The 18,762-nt window shown below is 57.8% G+C and carries 14 protein-coding genes; 8 read left to right on the top strand and 6 right to left on the bottom strand.

What is annotated here, in order from left to right; genetic code table 11:
- Window positions 1-216 precede the first annotated feature (216 nt).
- Both KQI10_RS06860 and KQI10_RS06855 read left to right on the top strand, forming a co-directional pair.
- Window positions 217-1,188 (top strand): TAXI family TRAP transporter solute-binding subunit, encoded by a 972-nt coding sequence (locus KQI10_RS06860; protein WP_216566664.1) that lies wholly within the window; start codon window positions 217-219, stop codon window positions 1,186-1,188.
- 227 nt (window positions 1,189-1,415) lie between these two features.
- Window positions 1,416-3,359, top strand: coding sequence for a TRAP transporter fused permease subunit (locus tag KQI10_RS06855; protein ID WP_216566663.1), 1,944 nt, complete (start codon window positions 1,416-1,418; stop codon window positions 3,357-3,359).
- A 46-nt stretch (window positions 3,360-3,405) separates the two neighbouring features.
- Here the strand turns inward: KQI10_RS06855 and KQI10_RS11945 are convergent, their stop codons facing one another.
- The 6 genes from KQI10_RS11945 to sigG all read right to left on the bottom strand — a co-directional run bounded on the left by KQI10_RS11945 (window position 3,406) and on the right by sigG (window position 9,766).
- Window positions 3,406-4,479, bottom strand: a complete 1,074-nt coding sequence (locus KQI10_RS11945) for an InlB B-repeat-containing protein (RefSeq protein WP_371818379.1) — start codon at window positions 4,477-4,479, stop codon at window positions 3,406-3,408.
- A gap of 9 nt (window positions 4,480-4,488) precedes the next feature.
- Window positions 4,489-6,354: an InlB B-repeat-containing protein gene (locus KQI10_RS06845; protein ID WP_216566661.1), complete on the bottom strand. Its 1,866-nt coding sequence runs from the start codon at window positions 6,352-6,354 to the stop codon at window positions 4,489-4,491.
- 274 nt (window positions 6,355-6,628) lie between these two features.
- The gene (gene tsf / locus KQI10_RS06840) at window positions 6,629-7,558 is read right to left on the bottom strand and encodes a translation elongation factor Ts (RefSeq protein WP_216566660.1); all 930 of its coding nucleotides are present in this window, start codon (window positions 7,556-7,558) and stop codon (window positions 6,629-6,631) included.
- Window positions 7,559-7,589: 31 nt separating this feature from the next.
- Window positions 7,590-8,321 carry a 30S ribosomal protein S2 gene (gene rpsB, locus KQI10_RS06835; RefSeq protein WP_216566659.1) on the bottom strand — a complete coding sequence of 244 codons (732 nt, stop codon included), beginning with the start codon at window positions 8,319-8,321 and terminating at the stop codon, window positions 7,590-7,592.
- 340 nt (window positions 8,322-8,661) lie between these two features.
- On the bottom strand, window positions 8,662-8,943 hold the full coding sequence (locus KQI10_RS06830; RefSeq protein ID WP_216566658.1) for a YlmC/YmxH family sporulation protein: 282 nt from the start codon (window positions 8,941-8,943) through the stop codon (window positions 8,662-8,664).
- 43 nt (window positions 8,944-8,986) lie between these two features.
- Entirely contained in the window at window positions 8,987-9,766 is a 780-nt protein-coding gene (gene sigG, locus KQI10_RS06825; RefSeq protein WP_216566657.1) for an RNA polymerase sporulation sigma factor SigG, read from the bottom strand.
- Window positions 9,767-10,691: 925 nt separating this feature from the next.
- On the opposite strand from sigG, the gene rpsT reads away from it, so the two are divergent.
- The 6 genes from rpsT (at window position 10,692) to KQI10_RS06795 (ending at window position 18,277) form a co-directional block, all read left to right on the top strand.
- The gene (gene rpsT, locus KQI10_RS06820) at window positions 10,692-10,955 is read left to right on the top strand and encodes a 30S ribosomal protein S20 (RefSeq protein ID WP_216566656.1); all 264 of its coding nucleotides are present in this window, start codon (window positions 10,692-10,694) and stop codon (window positions 10,953-10,955) included.
- Between the two features lie 70 nt (window positions 10,956-11,025).
- On the top strand, window positions 11,026-13,074 hold the full coding sequence (gene recG / locus KQI10_RS06815) for an ATP-dependent DNA helicase RecG (protein ID WP_216566655.1): 2,049 nt from the start codon (window positions 11,026-11,028) through the stop codon (window positions 13,072-13,074).
- Between the two features lie 66 nt (window positions 13,075-13,140).
- Entirely contained in the window at window positions 13,141-14,046 is a 906-nt protein-coding gene (locus KQI10_RS06810; RefSeq protein WP_216566654.1) for a leucine-rich repeat domain-containing protein, read from the top strand.
- A gap of 429 nt (window positions 14,047-14,475) precedes the next feature.
- Window positions 14,476-16,038: a 2,3-bisphosphoglycerate-independent phosphoglycerate mutase gene (gene gpmI, locus KQI10_RS06805; protein ID WP_216566653.1), complete on the top strand. Its 1,563-nt coding sequence runs from the start codon at window positions 14,476-14,478 to the stop codon at window positions 16,036-16,038.
- 227 nt (window positions 16,039-16,265) lie between these two features.
- Entirely contained in the window at window positions 16,266-16,619 is a 354-nt protein-coding gene (locus KQI10_RS06800; protein ID WP_253285192.1) for an Asp23/Gls24 family envelope stress response protein, read from the top strand.
- 20 nt (window positions 16,620-16,639) lie between these two features.
- Entirely contained in the window at window positions 16,640-18,277 is a 1,638-nt protein-coding gene (locus KQI10_RS06795; RefSeq protein WP_371818378.1) for a DAK2 domain-containing protein, read from the top strand.
- Window positions 18,278-18,762: the final 485 nt, after the last annotated feature.

Genomic DNA, 18,762 nt, shown 5'->3' with positions numbered 1-18,762 from the left:
GGAACAGACAAATGGATTAATTGTGCAAAATGACATGAGAGAGAAGATGAACGTAGGGAAATGCTGAAAAATAATGGCTGTTTTCTGCAAAAGACCGCAATAATTATGACGCCGGAAGAATAAAGATGCAATTTGCTTCTTGCAAAAATGCAAAAACGAGAGTATAATACGGCCATAAAGCAATTGAAGCAGCAAACCGTGAAGGAGGAAATCAATATGAAATTCAAGAAACTGTTTACCCTGGCCCTGACCGGAGCCCTGGCCCTTTCCCTGGCGGCCTGCTCCGGCGGCAGCGCTTCCGGTACGAAGATGACCATGGGCACCGGAGGTTCCGCCGGTACCTATTACGGCTATGGCGGCGTGCTGGGTCAGTACATCAGCGGCAAGGCGGGCATCGATGTTACCGTGGTGGCTACCGACGGCTCCAAGGCCAATATTCAGGGCATCGATACCGGTGACTACCAGCTGGGCACCGTCCAGTCCGATGTCATGGCCTACGCCTGGGAGGGCACCCGCTCCTTTGAGTCCACCGGTAAGATAGATTCCTTCCGGGTGGTTGCCGGGTTGTACGCCGAGTCCGTGCAGCTGGTGACCATGGATCCCGATATCAAGTCTGTTGCCGATCTGAAGGGCAAGAGCGTTTCCATCGGCGCCCCCGCCTCCGGTGTGTACTTCAACGCCATTGACGTTCTGAACGCCGCCGGCCTGACTGAGGACGATATCACGGCCCAGTACCAGAGCTTTGCCGACTCCGCCGACGCTCTGAAGGACGGCAAGATTGACGCCGCCTTTATTGTAGCCGGCGCGCCCACCCCCGCCATTACCGAGCTGTGTACGACCAACTCCGCCTATCTGGTGCCCATTGACGGCGCTGTGGCGGATGCCATGATGGCCGATTGCCCCTTCTACACCACTTATGTGATCCCCGCGGGGACCTACCCCGGACAGGACGCCGATGTGACCACCGTCACTGTGAAAGCGACCCTCATTGTCTCCGCCTCCGCATCCGAGGACGACGTCTACAAGCTGACCGCCGCCATCTTTGACAACGCTGCCGACATTGCCAGGGAAAACGGTAAGGGTGCGGAATTGAGTCTGGAAAACGCCACCTCCGGCATGACCGCCCCCTTCCATAAGGGTGCCGCCAGGTACTTCGCCGAGAAGGGCATTACGGTCGAGACGGAGTAAACGCACATAGCTGCGGCATCAAAATTTTCCGTAGGGGCCGATGCCCTCATCGGCCCGAAAACTGACGGAAGGAACAGTAAAAAAAGCTGATCCTGTCCGCCGGCTTTCGGGGCGATGTGGGCATCGCCCCCTACTGAGATCTCGTTTTATTCCGGGAACGCCGAAGAAAGTGCCCTGTCGGGCCTTTTCTTCAGCGCTTCCGAATCTTTCAGTCAGGAGGGTTTTTTATGAGCCTGTTTAAGAAGAAAAAGACGGAGGAACCAATGGATCTGGACTCTGTTATGAAGAAATATGACCGGGAGTCCAACGTCCGCGTCTGGGAGGGAACGCCCCGGATTGTTGTGAACGTGATTCTGGCGGTTTTTTCCCTGTTCTGTCTGTATGTGACATTGTTTGCCAGCTGGCTGGAAGAACTGCGGCTGACAACCTTCGTGGCCTGGATCGTGTTCCTGGGCTATCTGGTATTTCCGGCGAAAAAGGGCCGCCAGCGGGTGAATTATATCCCTTGGTATGATATTGTGCTGATGATCCTGGGCACCGGGGCATTCCTGTACTATGCTTTCAACGCCAGGACCATCATCCAGCAGGGCAGCCTTTTTGCCGATTACCAGATTGTCATCGGCATTGTGGGCGTGCTGGCTCTGGCAGAGGTCTGCCGCAGAAGCGTGGGACTGCCCATTCTGATTGTGGCGGGGTGCTTCCTGATATACGCCCTGACCGTGGGCCTGTCCAATCCCTCCCTCTGGGGCCGGATGCATTATACCATCCGGTATCTTTTCTACGGCAAGGAGGGCGTGCTTTCCACCCCCATTAACGTCTGCTCCAAGTTCATCGTCGTTTTCATCGTCTTCGGCGCGTTCCTGGAGCGCACGGGTATTGCGGATTACTTTATCCAGGTTGCCAACGCTCTGGTTGGCGGATTTTCCGGTGGCCCGGCCAAGGTGGCCGTTGTGGCCAGCGCCCTGGAGGGCGTGGTGTCCGGCTCGTCCGTGGCAAATACGGTGGGTTCCGGCTCCGTGACCATTCCCCTGATGAAGAAAGCGGGCTATAAGCCGGAATTCGCCGGGGCCGCGGAGGCAGCTGCCTCCACCGGCGGGCAGATCATGCCCCCCATTATGGGCGCGGCCGCTTTTCTGATGGCGGATTATGTTCAGATTCCCTATGGACAGATCGCTCTGAAAGCGGTGCTTCCCGCTCTGCTGTACTTCACGGGCATCTTCATTTCCGTCCATCTGGAGGCGAAGAAGCTGGGGCTGCGGGGTCTGCCCCGGGAGGAACTGCCGAAGCTGCTGCCCCTGCTGAAAAAGAGTTATCTGCTGCTTCCTCTGGCTCTGCTGATCTACCTGGTCGGCACCAGTCAGAAGAGTATTCAGTACGCCGCAGCCCTGTCCATCGTGGCCTGCGTTTTTGTAACGCTGTTCAGCCGGGAAACCCGCATTACCCCCATGCGCATTCTGGAGGCGCTGGCAGCCGGTGGCCAGGGGTCCATTACCGTGGCCGCCGCCTGCGGCATCGCGGGCATTATCGCGGGCACCATCACCATGACGGGCCTTGCCAACGTCATCATCAACGGCATTGTGGTTCTGGCGGGCAACAGCGTGCTGATCGCTCTGTTTCTGACCATGATCTGCTGCATCGTCCTGGGTATGGGCGTGCCCACCACGGCAACCTACTGCATTATGGCCGCAACCTGCGCGCCCATACTGGTCCGCATGGGCGTGCCTCTGGTCGCCGCGCACTTCTTTGTGTTCTATTTCGGCATCGTGGCGGACCTGACGCCCCCTGTGGCTCTGGCTGCCTACGCGGGCGCGGCCATTGCTCAGGCCAACCCTATGAAGACGGCACTGGAATCCACAAAGCTGGCCATCGGCGCGTTCATCGTGCCCTATGCCTTTGCCCTCAGCCCTTCCATGCTGCTGATCGATACCACGGCGGCAGAGGTGATCCTGATTGTCATTACGTCTTTGGTGGGCATCGCCTCCGTCTCCGCCGCCATGGAAGGCTATCTGGTTGGGGAACTCAGCTGGCCTCGCAGAGCGCTGGCGCTGGTGGGCGGCCTGATGATGATTTACCCCGGCACGGTGACGGACGTCATTGGCCTGGCCCTGTCCGGTCTGGTGGTGGTGCTGTGCTTCGTGGATAAGAAAAAAGCCGCCCCTGCAGCGGCGTAAGGCTGAAAAAATGGCCCGGCGGCAAATTTGCCGCCGGGCCTCATGTTTACTTCTTCCGCTTCCGCAGGACGACGGCTGCGCCGAGGCCCGCCGCGGCGGCGGTCAGGATGGTGAGGGACAGGCCCAGCATGATCTGGTCGCCGGTTTTGGGGTTCCATTTGCCGGTGCCCTGCCAGCGGGCGTAGATGGTGGTGTCCTTCTCGTAGAGGGTGGTGTTGTCAACCTTCGTTCCGTCGGACAGATACCAGCCCAGGAAGGTGTAGCCCTTTCGCGTGGGTGTGGGCAGAATTCCGTCCACGATGCCGGGATAGCGGGTCTGCATGGTGGTTTTCTTCACATCCTGGCCGTTTACGCGGACCGTGCCGCCTTTGCAGTCCAGGGTGATGGTCAGAGGCTCATACTTCCAGTAGGCGTATACGGTGGTGTCCTCGGTGAAGACCGTGCCGTCGGTAATGCCGCCGGAGGGAGTCACCTGGGTGCCCTTGCCGTTCTTCTCCGTGAACCAGCCCACGAAGGTCAGGTATCTCCGGGCTTCCGGCATGGGGAAGCGGGAGGCGTCGATGGTGTCCAGAGGCTCTGCCTGAGTCTGCACCGTGACGGTGGGCACCCGGCTGCCGCTGCTGTTGATGATGCCGCCGTCGGCGTCAAAGGTGATGTTCTTTGCCTGGTATTCCCATTTGGCGTAGAGGGTGACGGTCTCGCCCTGGGTCGCGGTCAGGTTTTGCAGCTCGGCGACGATCTGGCCGCCGTCCCTGCTGCGGGACCAGCCCAGGAAGCGGTGGGAGGCTCTGGTGACGGCGGCGGGGGAAAGGGTTTCGCCGTATTTCACGTCCCGGAAGCTCTGGGAGCCGGTGTTGTTGGCGTTGACGCCGCCGTTGGCGTCGAATATGACGTTGTAGGTAATGGGGAGCCACTCCGCCGTCAGGGTGGCGTCATCGGTGTAGACGGTGTTTTCATCCACGGCCTGTTCGCCGTTTTTCCAGGCGGAGAAGGTGTAGCCCGTCCGGGTGCCGGGGCTGGGCAGGTTTGCCAGCTTGCCGTCCGTGCCGGTGGTCATGGGCAGGGGATTGTTGGAGCCACCGTTGGAATCGAAACTGACGGTATAGGGGGCCGCGGCAATGGCGTATTCCTAGAATTTGCTGACGGCGAAATACAGCCTGCCGTTTTCGATGTACCAGCCCTCGGCGGTATTGTCCCCGGGCTTGCCCTGGGGCAGGACCTCGGTGCTGCCGCCGTGGGTCCGGAGCACAGTGACCCGGTCCGCAGAGCCGCTCCAGGGGACATAGAACAGCAGCGTCCGGCCAAATTCGGTCAGAGGGGCCGTTTCGCCGCCCTTTGTGAGCGTTACCCCAAAATCGTAGGCTTGCAGCTGTACATTCTCGGCCTGCAGGGCCTGCCGGGCCAGCGCCGTCAGTGCCTCGGAGGGGGCGATTTCAGCGGCGGTAATATTCATCTGCGTGACCAGATCCGCAAGACCGGTGTAGGGGAAGCTGTCCCGCAGCTCCGGCGCACCCGTGACCAGCCATGGCTTGTCGGTGCCTTGCTCGTTTATGCCGTTAAGAAAAAGCTTGAAATACCGCACGGTCAATTCCCGGTCCTCGGAGAAATCGAACGTTGTCCAGATCTTGCCTTGCTCGTCTGAGCAGCCCCAGTAAAATTCAGCGTAAATATCGGGGTGATCCTTTATCGCGGTTCCCTGACGCTCCGGAGAATACGAGAAGATGCTGCCAGTCCCACTGTCATACACCGTGATCTTTACCGGGTCCCAAAGCGCGTACAGAGTTGTGCCCTCCGTAGGTGTGAAGCTGCCGCCGACGGAGTCGCCGTCCTGGGACTGGGACCAGCCCTTGAAATGGTAGCCGAACCGGGAGGCGGTAAAAGCGCTGAGGTTCAGCGTTGCTCCGCTTTCCACGGTGACGCTGCCCTGGCTCACGGTGCCGCCGCTGCCGTCAAAGGTGACGGTCACGGGGTTTTCAAAGCTGCGGAACTGGTAGCGTCCCTCCAGGAAATTGTGAAGCTCCAGAGTAGTGCTATCGGAGGTGTAGTAAGTCCCGCTGGTGGGGTCTGTAGAGATTGGGGCGCCGTCCTCCGTAAAAACATACAGCTTGCCGCTCAGCCCGGTCAGGCACAGGTCGATCCCGGTATCGCCAAAGGACAGGTTCTTATAACGATGTACAGCGCCGTATACGTCCACCAATCCCTCCAAGTGGTAAAGTCCCGGTTTGTAGGATGTTTCTGAAAGATGAATGGTCAGATCGCCTGTACCATATTCGTAGGGGGTAGAAGTTGACTTTACGGCATTGCTGACGAGTTCCTGGGCGTTCCGTACCTCACACTGACTCCCATTGAAAACACCATTCCCACTAAAAGTGGTATTTCCGGGAGCAATTCCTGTGTAAAAGGAGAACAGACTGTTTTGTCCATCTTTGACGTACCATTTCAGGGAAACATCCTCTCCGTTTATGTTTACGGACACTTTTACGTTGTATTGGGCAAAGCTGCCTGGAAGTTTGGGAAGGGTAAAGGTCATATCCTGGTAGGAGCTGACCTCACTGCTGCTTAATTGCCTAGCGATTGAGCCATCAGAACCATAGACCCAGACGTGCCAGGCTGTGGTGGGATGCTTGTCATCTACCCGTATCTTAACGGGGATGGTGACTGTTTCCGCGTCCTGCGCTCCGGCGCCGCCCTCGCTCCGGGGCTTGGGGGTTTCGGCGTTGGCTTCCTGATTGGGTGCCTCGTCCTTGTTTTCCCGGTTGGGTTCCCCGGCCTTCGGTTCCTCGCCATTGTTGTCCTCGGCCTTGGGTTCCTCGCCCTTGTTGTCCTCAGCCTTGGGGGCCGGGGGTTCCTGCTTCGGTTCTTCGGTCTTCGGCGTCACCTGCCCGGCCTGGGGCTGTTCCGTCCCCTCGGCCAGCGCGGCAAAGGGCAGGGCGCTCAGGGCCATGACCAGCGCCAGCGCCCAGGCCAGGGCGCGGCAGAATGTTCTGTGCTTCATAAAAATCCCTCGCTTTCCGGATGCTCGTTTCCAATGAAAGACCGGAGGCCTTTCTGAAAGAATTGGTTCTACATGCACTATATCATAAACCGCTTCCGTTTGCAATCGTTTTTTTGAGAAAGAGAAAAAAGCGGAAAGCGGTCTGCGCGGCATGGGAATCGTGTGCGGACACATTGCCGCAGGAAATTCCCTTGCTTTCGCTTGCCGGAAGCGGGGGATGAAGAACAAAAATCCCGCCAACCTTTTGGTCGGCGGGATTCTTTGTCAGAAAAACTTACTTGGCAGCGCCGGCAATCTGAGCGGCGACTTCCGCGGCGAAGTCGTCAGCCTTCTTCTCGATGCCCTCGCCCTTGACGTAGTGAATAGCGTCAACAAAGGTCACCTTGCCGCCCAGCTTCTTGGCAGCGTCGGCGATGTAGCCTTCCACGCTGCCCTGGAACAGGTCGGAGCGGACGAATTCCTGCTGCAGCAGGCAGTTGTCCTTGAAGAATGCGTTCATCTTACCGGCAGCGATCTTCTCCTTCACCTGAGCGGGCTTGGAGGCCATCTTGGGATCGTTGTCCATCAGAGCAACCTGAACCTGCATTTCGTGGTCCACGTCAGCCTGGGGAACCAGGGACTTGTCCCAGTACTTGGGGTTCATGGCGGCAATCTGCATGGCAACGTTCTTGCCGATCTCGGTAGCGTCGATGTTGCCTTCCACAGCCAGGTTCACCAGAACGCCGTGGGTGCCGCCAGCGTGAACGTAGGCAACAGAGGTGTTCTCGGGGAAGCGGGCAAAGCGGCGGATCTGCATGTTCTCACCGATGGACATGACCTTCTCCTGCATGATCTCGGTGACGGTCAGGTTGGTGCCGGGGTAGGTGCAGGCCTTCAGGGCTTCCACATCGGCGGGGTTCTGCTTGGCAACGACCTCGGCCAGGTTCTTCACCAGATCCAGGAAAGCGTCGGTCTTGGCGGCGAAGTCGGTCTCGGAGTTGACCTCGATCACAACGCCCACACCGTCCACCACTGCGGCGTAAGCAACGCCCTCGGCGGCAACGCGGTCAGCCTTCTTGGCAGCCTTAGCCAGGCCCTTTTCACGGAGCCAGTCTACAGCCTTGTCCATATCGCCATCGTTGGCCTGGAGCGCCTTCTTGCAGTCCATCATGCCGACGTTGGTCATTTCACGCAGCTTCTTAACATCCAGAGCAGTAAAAGCCATTTTGGTATCCTCCTGAAATATATTTATGGGATTATTCAGCGGCTTCAGCAGCGGGAGCGGCCTCTTCCACAGCGGTGTCCTCGCCCTGACGGCCCTCGATGGCGGCGTTGGCCATGGTGGCGGCAATCAGACGGATGGCGCGGATGGCGTCATCGTTGCCGGGGATCACGTAGTCGATCTCATCGGGATCGCAGTTGGTGTCCACGATGGCGACGATGGGGATGTTCAGCTTGCGGGCCTCAGCAATGGCGTTGCGCTCCTTGCGGGGGTCAACGATGAACAGAGCGGCAGGCAGCTTCTTCATTTCCTTGACGCCGCCCAGGTACTTCTCCAGCTTCTCAATCTCAGCCTGGTGCTTGATGACTTCCTTCTTGGGCAGCATGGCGAAGGTGCCGTCCTCTTCCATCTTTCTCAGCTGAGCCAGACGGTCGATACGGGTACGCATGGTGCGGAAGTTGGTCAGCATGCCGCCCAGCCAACGGGCGTTGACATAGTAACCGCCGCAGCGGGCAGCCTCTTCCTTGATGGCGTCCTGGGCCTGCTTCTTGGTGCCGACGAACAGGATGTTGCCGCCGTTGGCGGAGGTGTCACGGACGAAGTTGTAAGCCTCTTCCAGCTTCTTTACGGTCTTCTGCAGGTCAATGATATAGATACCATTGCGCTCGGTGTAGATGTAGGGGGCCATTTTGGGGTTCCAGCGGCGGGTCTGATGACCGAAGTGAACGCCAGCCTCCAGCAGTTGCTTCATAGATACGACAGCCATTTTTTACAGTTCTCCTTTTGTTTTTTCCTCCACCCCGATCATCCCGGACTCCCGCCGTGAGCGGCACATGGGAAATCCGATCCCCGGGTGTGTGGTTTATTAAGCTATGGGCGCAAACCCACGCCCGGATATTATATCCGAAAGTCTATTGTTTTGCAAGAAGAATTTTGAAAAAAGAACGGAAAATTTGCTTCTTTTTTCAGGCGCTTTTTAGAAAATCCATACAAATTGACAATGGACAGTTGACAATTGACAATTACGGTGTCCCTTCGGGACAATTTCAAATTATTTCCGAAGGAAATTCCCGAATTGTCAATTGTCCATTGTAAATTGTCAATTGTTACAGCGGGAACTTTCCCTTTGGCCTCGGCACCTTACAGTCGCAGGGTTTGATGTCCACGAGAATGATATCAGGCCCCACTTTTTTGACGCAGGACCAGGGAATCACATAGTCGTCCTTCCGTCCGGCTACTCCCAGAAGTTTGCAGGGGCCGGGCACCACAATGGCGGCGATGACGCCCTCCGGTACCTCGGCCACAATGTCCGAGAGAAATCCCAGCCGTTCCCCGTTGGCAATGCAGATGACCTCCTTGCATTGCAGCTGCGTGAATTTAACGCCCATGAACATTCCCCCTTTCGGAAAGCCTATGCGCGCGCCCCGAGGGCTATGACACGCTGACGCTTTTGCGCATGGCAGCAATGGCTCCTTTTTCCAGCCGGGAGACCTGGGCCTGGGAAATGCCCAGCCGGGACGCCACCTCCATCTGGGTCTTGCCGCTGTAAAACCGCAGAGAGAGGATCTCCTTTTCCCGGGGGCTTAAAGCCCGGAAGGCATTGGACAGGGTGATGTGCTCCATCCAGTTTGGCTCGATGTTTTTCGTGTCCTGCACCTGATCCATGACGGTCAGAGGATCACCGCCGTCGGAATACACGCTGTCATAGAGGCTCACCGGGGCGCAGACCGCGTCCAGAGCCTGACTGACCTCCTCCCGGGGCAGGTCCAGAGACCTGGCGATTTCCTCCAGCGTGGGTTCCCGGCCAAGGGATGCCGTCAGGGCTTCCTTGCACTGCAAGACCTTGTAGGCCACATCCCGGATGGAACGGGAGACCCGGATGACGCTGTTGTCACGCAGGTACCTGCGGACTTCCCCGGCGATCATGGGTACCCCATAGGTACTGAAACGCACGCACTTGTCCGCATCGAAGTTGGCGATTGCCTTCATCAGACCAATGCAGCCCACCTGGAACAGGTCATCCGGGCTTTCTCCCCGTTTGTCGAAGCGCTGGATCACGGAGAGCACCAGCCGCAGATTGCCCTCGATCAGCGCCTGCCGGGCATGCAGATCCCCCTGGGAGGACCTGCGCAGAAGCATATCCGTCTCCTCCTGACTGAGAACCCGGAGCTGGGCGGTGCTGACGCCGCAGATATCTACCTTTCCCTGCATGAAAAGCCTCCTGACAAAAGATTGCTCTTAAGGAAACTCTGAATAAATCGTCGGCGGCTGGACAGCGGATCTTTTGCCCTCGGTCTGCGGTACGAAAAACGGGAAATACATGCAGTATTCCCACGTTTTCCGTACCTTGCCCGGGAACAAAATCTCTCGCTGCCAGCTCTTGCCGATTTAATCAGAGCTTCCTTAGTATCTCCCGGGGAGGGAAAAACCATACGGCGAAAAATTTGGTGGAATTCACAAAAATTTTTTGCCTCCCGGGGAAAGAACGGGAGGCGTAGAAAAAAGACGGGGGAAAACGCAAACCTTTTTTGCGCAATTGCGCCCGGTTGCGCTTTCTGCCCGCCGCGGGCAGAGGAAGGCTCTGTGTTCGCTGACGGCGGAATGGTGAACGTCGGAAGCGCATTTTTTACACAGCCCTGAAAATCTGCCGCGTGAAAAAATATCTGTGGGAAATTCACAGTTTTCCACATTCTCCACAGGTTTTTCCACAACCGTTTCTCCACAACCCCACAGGCCTGTGGAAAAATGCAGTGCGTTTACATAAAATATTTACAATTTGATACTCTTTTCTTTACTTTTTTCAAAAATGGTCAATTTGCTATGGCCTTGCGTTTTGTGGAAAATTACCCTCTTGACAAGGGCGGGACACCAGACCTGTCCGAGGCTGGCGTGTGTGGGAAATAGTTTGCAGACAGTATTGTCTCCGTAAGACGTTTGCCAATTGGCAATGCATGCGATTGCCGGGGGCGGGATCGGAAAAACGGGCAGGCGTATACTGTTTCGCACCGCCGATGCGGGGGGAATGGGGCCATTTCCGCTCCAAAAGAATTTTTTTCAAAAAAGGGTTGATTTTGCTTAGATTTTCCGTTATAATACAGCACTGTATGAAATACTGCTGTGAGGAGGTGTAATTCAAATGCCCAACATCAAGTCCTCTAAGAAGGATGTCATTTCTTCCAAGATTGCTTACGAGAAGAATAAGGCCGACAAGTCCGAGCTGAAGACCAACCTGAAGAAGTTTGAGGCTGCTGTGGAAGGCGGAGACAAGACCGCTGCCCAGAGCGCCTACACTGTCGCTGTGCGGTCCGTGGACAAGGCGGTTGGTAAGGGTCTTCTGCACAAGAACAACGCTGCCCGGAAGAAGAGCAGCATGACCCTGAAGCTGAATAAGCTGGCCTGAGTTCTCTGAAAATATCTCCTTCCGAGCGTTGCTTGGAGGGAGTTTTTTCATTTTATAGCGGAGGTGACCTATGGCAAGTCGATCCGACCCTGTGACTGGACTGAAGGGTGTGGGCCCGGCCAGGGCAAAGCAGCTGGCAAACTTGAATATTTTTACTCTGGGGGATCTGATCTGCCATTTCCCCAGAGGCTACGAGGACCGGACGAAGCTGGTGCCCATTGCCGAACTGCGGGCGGACACACCTGCCTGCTTCCGGGCGGTGGTTATGTCCACACCCAGAACGGCCCACATCCGGAAGGGGATGGATTTGACCAGGGTCACCGTCGCGGATTACTCCGGACGGATCAACCTGACCTTCTTCAATTCCAAATTCGCCGCGGAGGCGCTGCAATATGGGGGAGAATACATATTCTATGGTACGGTATCCGGGGACTACGGCGGCTACGGCATAACGAACCCCGTGTTCGAGACCCCGGATTCCCCTCCGGCAGCCACCCGGCGGATCATGCCCATTTACCCCCTGACCGCTGGGCTGAACAACGGCACACTGACCAAACTCATCAGCCTGGCTCTGGCCCTGTGCGATCCGCCGGAGGAGATCATTCCGGCGGAGATCCGGCAGGAATTTGACATTCTGCCGGCGGAAACGGCCTATCAGGTGATCCACAATCCGAAGACCATGGCGGAGGCCCAGGCGGCGAAGCGGCGGCTGATTTTCGAGGAATTCTTCGTCTTCTCCGCGGGACTGTCCCTTATGCGGGCGGCCCGGGCGGAAAAGAAAGTGTCGGCCTATGCGCATACGGATCTGACGCCGTTTTACGAAAGCCTGCCCTTTGCGCTGACCAACGCTCAGAAGCGGGCCATTCGGGAAATTCTGGGGGACCTTCAAAAGGGAACTCCCATGAACCGGCTGGTCCAGGGTGATGTGGGCAGCGGCAAGACCATGGTGGCTGCCGCGGCGGCCTACTGCGCCTACCTGAACGGCTTCCAGACTGCCCTCATGGCCCCTACGGAAATTCTGGCGGAGCAGCATTATGAATCTCTGGGAAAACTCTTCGCGCCTTTGGGCCTGCACACGGTGCTGCTTACCGGCTCCCAGACCCAGAAGGAAAAGCGCATGGCCCGGGAAGCCCTGTCTTCCGGGGAGGCCCACATTGTAGTTGGCACCCATGCGCTGATTTCCGAAAGCACCGTGTTCGCGAACCTGGGCCTGGTCATCACGGACGAGCAGCACCGTTTCGGCGTAGATCAGCGCGGCAGACTCAGCGCCAAGGGACATGATCCGCATATTCTGGTCATGTCCGCTACGCCCATACCCAGAACGCTGGCGCTTCTGATGTACGGCGATCTGGATGTGTCCGTGCTGGACGAGCTGCCCCCCGGGCGGCAGAAAGTGGATACCTTTCTGGTAGGGGAGAGCTACCGGGCCCGGATCAACGCCTTTATCCGCAAGCAGGCGGAGGCGGGGCATCAGTGCTTTGTGGTGTGTCCTGCCGTGGAGGAGAACCAGGAGCTGGATGTGAAGGCGGCTGCCGCCTGGGCAGAGACCCTGCGGAAAACGGTCTTCCCGGATCTGCGGGTCAGCTTGCTTCATGGTCAGATGAAGGGCGCGGAGAAGGAGGCTGCCATGGCGGCTTTTGCCCGGGGAGAGGCAGACGTGCTTGTGGCGACCACGGTTATCGAAGTGGGGGTGGATGTGCCCAACGCCACGCTGATGGTCATTGAGGACGCGGACCGGTTCGGTCTGAGCCAGCTCCACCAGCTCCGCGGCCGGGTGGGCCGGGGCAGCGCCAAAAGCTACTGCATTCTTACCACCCACAACCGGAACGAGGACACCATCCGCCGCCTGAAGGCCCTGTGCGCCACCAACGACGGCTTCAAGATTGCGGAGGAGGACCTGAAGCTCCGGGGCCCCGGCGATTTCTTCGGCTCCCGGCAGTCGGGCCTGCCCGCCTTCCGGGTGGCGGACCTGTCTCTGGACATGACCACTCTGCGGGATGCCCAGCAGGCATCCAAGGAGTGGATTGAGCGCTTCGGCCAGTCCGATACAAAGGAAGCCCGGGCCCTGCGGGAGCGGGTAGCCGCTCTGTTTGCCAGAGCGGAAGGAACGATGAATTAATAGAATTGAAAATTGACAATTTTTGCGGCAGTAAACCAGCGGTTTTTGAACAATCAGGAGGTATTTATGAAATATCTGGTTCGTATATTGATTTGTATTGCGGCTTTATGCCTTTTGCCGGCAGCGGCGGGGGCGGAGACGGCATCCGGGGAGTGCGGGGACGGAATTACCTGGTCTCTGGACGGCGGCACGCTGACCGTTTCCGGCAATGGCCCCATGTATGATTTCGAGGAGGGCGCGGCCCCCTGGGCAGCCTATAAGGAGCAGATCACTACCGTGGTCCTCTCCGGCAATGTGACCACCGTGGGCAGCTATGCTTTCAAGGACTACGACGGCATTACCTCCGTAGACTTCGGCTCCGCTTTGCATACCCTGGGCGCCAACAGCTTCGCCCAGTGCGACGGGCTGACCAGCATCTCGCTGCCCTCCACCTTCCGCATCTTTGGGGAGCAGTGCCTGTACAGCTGCAGGAACCTGACGGCCATCCATTGCTATGGTCCCTTCCCATCCTTCAAGCTGAACTGTCTGTGGGACAGCCATGTGAAAATTTACTATCCGGCGAACAATCCATGGTCCGTGGACCTGATCGCACAGCTGGAGGAGGCGTTCCACGGCCGCATCGAATTCCTGGATTCCGACGGCAAGGATCATTATACCCCTGAGGAGCAGACAACCGAGACCACCACGGAAGCGACAACGGAAGCAACCACCGCTCCTGCCACCGAGGCCACGACGGCCCCGACCACGGCCCCCACGACGGCCCCCACCACCGAAGCGACGACGGCTCCCACAACGGAGGCCACCACCGAGGCGACCACCTTCCCTTACACCCTGCCGACGGAGACCGGGGAGCCTGAGAAGCGCTCCGGTTCCGGCGTAGGTCTGGCGCTGGTGGGCTTTACCCTGTCTCTGGTGGGTCTGGGAATCCTGATTTTCCGGCCGAAGAAGAAAAAAGGAAAGTACAGCAGATAAAAGCCTTCCCCCTGGGGGAAGGTGGCAGGACGGAGCCCTGACGGATGAGGGGCGGTACAATGTCAAATGCGGTAATGCCCAAGCAGAAATGCTCTGTTTTCAAGAACTTAACTGTGAAGGTTTCTCCGTATCGGTTCTGCGTCCCGCCCCCTCATCAGTCACGGCCCAAGGGACCGTGACAGCTTCCCCCAGGGGAAGCCTGCGGCTTCACAGAAACTTAAAACTTCCGGGATAATCACCCATTTTCGGGTGGACCCGGGAGTTTTTTTGGTTGGAACGGAAAAAATAAAAAAAGAGTTGTAAGTTTCCTGTTTCTGATGTAAAATAATATGACTGGTAAGATGCCATTTTTAGAAAACCTTTGGAAACTCTGAAAAATCAGAGCAATCCACATCCATGTTACAGTTATAGATATTGGAGGTACTACTTATGGAAAAACCCATTGTACTTGTCATTATGGATGGCGTCGGCAAGGGCGACGGCGGCAGCGGCGACGCTGTGAAGAACGCCAATACTCCTACGCTGGACACCCTTCTGGCTACCTGCCCCCACACCTATCTGAAGGCCCACGGCACCGCCGTCGGTCTGCCCACCGATGAGGACATGGGCAACAGCGAAGTGGGCCACAATGCCCTGGGCTGCGGCCAGATATATTCCCAGGGCGCCAAGCTGGTTTCCGAATCCATCGAATCCGGCGCGCTTTATGAGTCCGCCACCTGGAAGAAGCTGCTGGCCAACGCGGTTTCCGGCCACGCCCTGCATTTTCTGGGCCTGCTGTCCGACGGCAATGTTCATTCCAACATTGCCCACCTGATCGCCATGCTGCGCCAGGCCCACAAGGAGGGTGCGAAGCGGGTCTACTGCCATATCCTGCTGGACGGCCGTGATGTGCCTGCCACCTCCGCGCTGGACTATGTGCAGCAGCTGGAGGATGTGCTCAAGGAGCTGAACACCGAGGGCTGCGACTATGCCATCGCCTCCGGCGGCGGCCGTATGAAGATCACCATGGACCGCTACGAAGCCAACTGGCCCATGGTAGAGGCCGGCTGGCACACCCATGTGGAGGGCCAGGGCCGTCAGTTCGCTTCCGCCAGGGAAGCCATTGAGACCTACCGTGCTGAAACCGGCTGCATCGACCAGGACCTGCCCGCTTTTGTGGTGGCCCGGAACGGTGCCCCCGTTGCCAAAATCGAAAATGGCGACAGCGTGATTCTGTTCAACTTCCGGGGTGACCGCGCCCAGGAGATTTCCCTGGCCTTTGACCGGAAGGACTTTGACAAGTTTGACCGGGGCAGCTACACCGGCGTCCTCTTTGCCGGTATGCTGCAATATGACGGCGACCTGAAGATCCCCACCGACTATCTGGTGCAGCCTCCCGTAATCAAGAACACCCTGACCGAGGTCCTGTGCAAGGCCGGTATCCACGAGTATGCCCTGTCCGAGACCCAGAAGTTCGGTCATGTGACCTACTTCTGGAACGGCAACCGTTCCGGTAAGGTGGACGAGAATCTGGAGGTCTACGAGGAGGTCCCCTCCGATGTGATCCCCTTTGAGCAGGCCCCTGCCATGAAGTCCAGGGAGATCACCGAGAAGATGGTGGAGAACATGGCCTCCCACAAGTTCCAGTTCCTGCGCTGCAACTTCCCCAATGGCGATATGGTGGGCCACACAGGTGTGTATGATGCCGTTGTCTACGCTATGGAGTGCGTGGACAAGAGCGTTAAGGCCATCATCGATGCCGCCGACAAGTACGGCTACACTGTCCTGGTTACCGCAGACCATGGCAATGCCGACCAGATGACCGAGACCAAGAAGGGCAAGACCTCTGTACGTACTGCCCACTCCCTGAACCCCGTGCCCTTTATCATCTATGATAAGGACCACGTTTGGCACATCAAGGACGGCCATTTCGGCCTTGCCAACGTGGCACCCACCATTGTAAAGATGATGGGCCTGACTGCTCCCGACTGCTGGGAAGAGAGCATGGTGTAACGCAAGCCTTCCCCTGGGGGAAGGTGGACCGCCAAAGGCGGGCCGGATGAGGGGCGGGACGCGGTACACTGAGGAGAAAACTTTGCAGGGAAGTCTTCGCCTTATTAGAATAGGACTGCCGAGGCTGCTTCAGTGTCGGTCCTGTCAGCCGCCCCTCATCAGTCACGGCCCTTTGGGCCGCGACAGCTTCCCCCGAGGGAAGCCTATCTTCAAAAGGAGGACTCTCTATGATCCGTCATGAAAATGAAAACGGCAGCGTCAACGTCTCTACCGGCGTTTACACCGGCATCGTGGGCACCGCCGCGTCCAATTGCTTTGGCGTAAAGGGCATGGCTGCCCGCAGCATGAAGGATGACGTCTATCATCTGCTGCGCAAGGAATCCGTGGATAAGGGCGTTCGCGTGACCTTTAACGACGATGATTCCATTTCCATTGATCTGCATATCATTGTGGACAACGGCGTCAATCTGTCCGCCGTTGGCACCTCGATCATTTCCGAGGTCCGCTATGTAGTGACCAAGTGCACCGGCACAAAGGTCCGTGCGGTGAATGTATATATCGATTCTATGATGATCGGTTAATTTTCGGAGGTGTAAACATTTTGCAGACCATTACTGGCTCTGAGCTGAGAAGAATGATCCTCAGCGCTGCCGCCTCGATTGAGATCCACAAGCAGGATCTGAACGAGCTCAACGTATTCCCCGTGCCTGATGGCGACACGGGCACCAATATGTCCATGACCATCCACGCCGCCGCCAACGATCTGCGCTCTATGGAGGGCGCGGATCTGTACGCCGTGGCCAAGACCGCTGCTTCCGCTACATTGCGGGGGGCCCGGGGCAACTCCGGCGTCATTCTGTCTCTGCTCTTCAAGGGCCTGAAGCGGGGCATGAAGGGCCACGAGACCTGTGACGGCATCCTGTGGGCGCAGGCACTGCAGGAGGGCGTGGACGCAGCCTATAAGGCTGTCATGAAGCCCGCCGAGGGTACCATTTTAACCGTTTCCCGGCTGGCCGCCGCCAAGGCCGCTGCTGCCGCCCAGGAAAAGAATGATGTGGAGTATGTCCAGGCAGCCGCGCTGGAAGAGGCGAAAATTGCTCTGGCCGATACCGTGAACCAGAATCCCGTGCTGAAAAAGGCGGGGGTGGTGGACGCCGGCGGCAAGGGCTGGACTCTGGCGCTGGAGGCTATGCTGCTGGCCCTGCGGGGTGAGGACGTGGTGGTGCCCGAAGAGGGCGCCGAGGGCGCAACCAGAGAGGCCGCGAACTTCTCCGACTTCAAGACCGAGGACATCACCTTCACCTACTGCACTGAGTTCATCATCGGCCGGGAGAACAAGAACGACCCCGAGAAGCTCCGCGCTTTCCTGAACAGCCTGGGCGACAGCCTGGTGCTGGTGGACGACGATGAGATCATCAAGGTCCATGTCCACACCAACGACCCCGGAAAGGCCCTCCACGAGGCCATTGAATACGGCCACTTTATCACCGTGAAGGTGGAGAACATGCGTCTGCAGCACACCGAGAAGGTGCTGCACGAGCAGGACAAGAAGCCTGAGGCCCCCAAGATTGCCGCCCCCGAGAAGCCTCTGGGCGTGGTGTCCGTCTGCGCGGGCGCGGGCCTGGCGGATGTGTTCATGAATCTGGGGGTTGACCAGATTATCTCCGGCGGCCAGACCATGAACCCCAGCACCCAGGACATTCTGGAGGCTGTAAATAAGGTTCCCGCGGAGACCGTTTTCGTGCTGCCCAACAACAAGAACATCATCATGGCTGCCGAGCAGGTGGGTGCCCTCACCGAGAAGAAGGTCGTGGTCATTCCCAGCAAGACCGTTCCTCAGGGCGTTACCGCCATGCTGAGCTTCAACCCCGAGGGCACCGTTGAGGAGAACACCCAGGGCATGACCGAGGTGCTCTCCGGCGTGGAGACCATGCAGATCACCTATGCCGCCCGGAATTCCGACTTTGACGGCTACGACATCCACGAAGGCGATTATCTGGCCATGGTCGGCGGTTCCCTCTTCGGCACCAGCAAGGATATCACCGTTTTGCTGAAGGGGCTGGCTGAGCGCGTCCGGGATGAAGAGCGTGAGTTTATCACCATCTACTACGGTGCGGACACCAAGGAGAAGCACGCGCAGAAGGCCGCGGACCTGTTTGCCGACATCTGCCCCAAGGCGGAAGTCAACCTTATCAATGGCGGACAACCCGTGTACTATTACATGATCTCCGCGGAATAACCCCGCCTGTATTGCGAACCGGCATACCCTGCCGGTTCGCAATTCCAATTCTGGGAGATGTGGTAACGAACATTTTGAGGTTCGGATGGAAACCCTGTCCGTCCATCGTCTGGTTGCCTCCGGCGGGGAGCTTCTTGTCCCGCCAAGAAGCTCCGCAAGAATGCGGCTTAAGAGGGCGCTGTCAGAAAGCCGCCCCTCTTAAGAATTTCCCTGGCCTCAAAACCAACGGAGCTTGTACTTGCGTAGCTTACCGGGCTTGCAGCTACCATTCACTGAGGATAGTGCAAAATTTGAGCAAATGGCCAATGCCGTTTTGAAAGTAGAGAAAGTGAGTTGCCTAGTTAAAGCGTTCAGCCCGGGATATCAAAAACCGAAAGCCTGCTATTCTGATGTAAGAGCGTGCCGGGAGAATTCTTAAGGAGGGCGGCTCTGCGGCGGGAGCAAGCAGCGGTCAGCGCCTCCTTAAGCCGCATTCTTTCCTTCTT

The sequence above is a fragment of the Pseudoflavonifractor sp. MSJ-30 genome (assembly GCF_018918045.1).
Classification (GTDB): domain Bacteria; phylum Bacillota; class Clostridia; order Oscillospirales; family Oscillospiraceae; genus Faecousia.
This window is presented reverse-complemented; position numbering and strand designations above follow the sequence as displayed.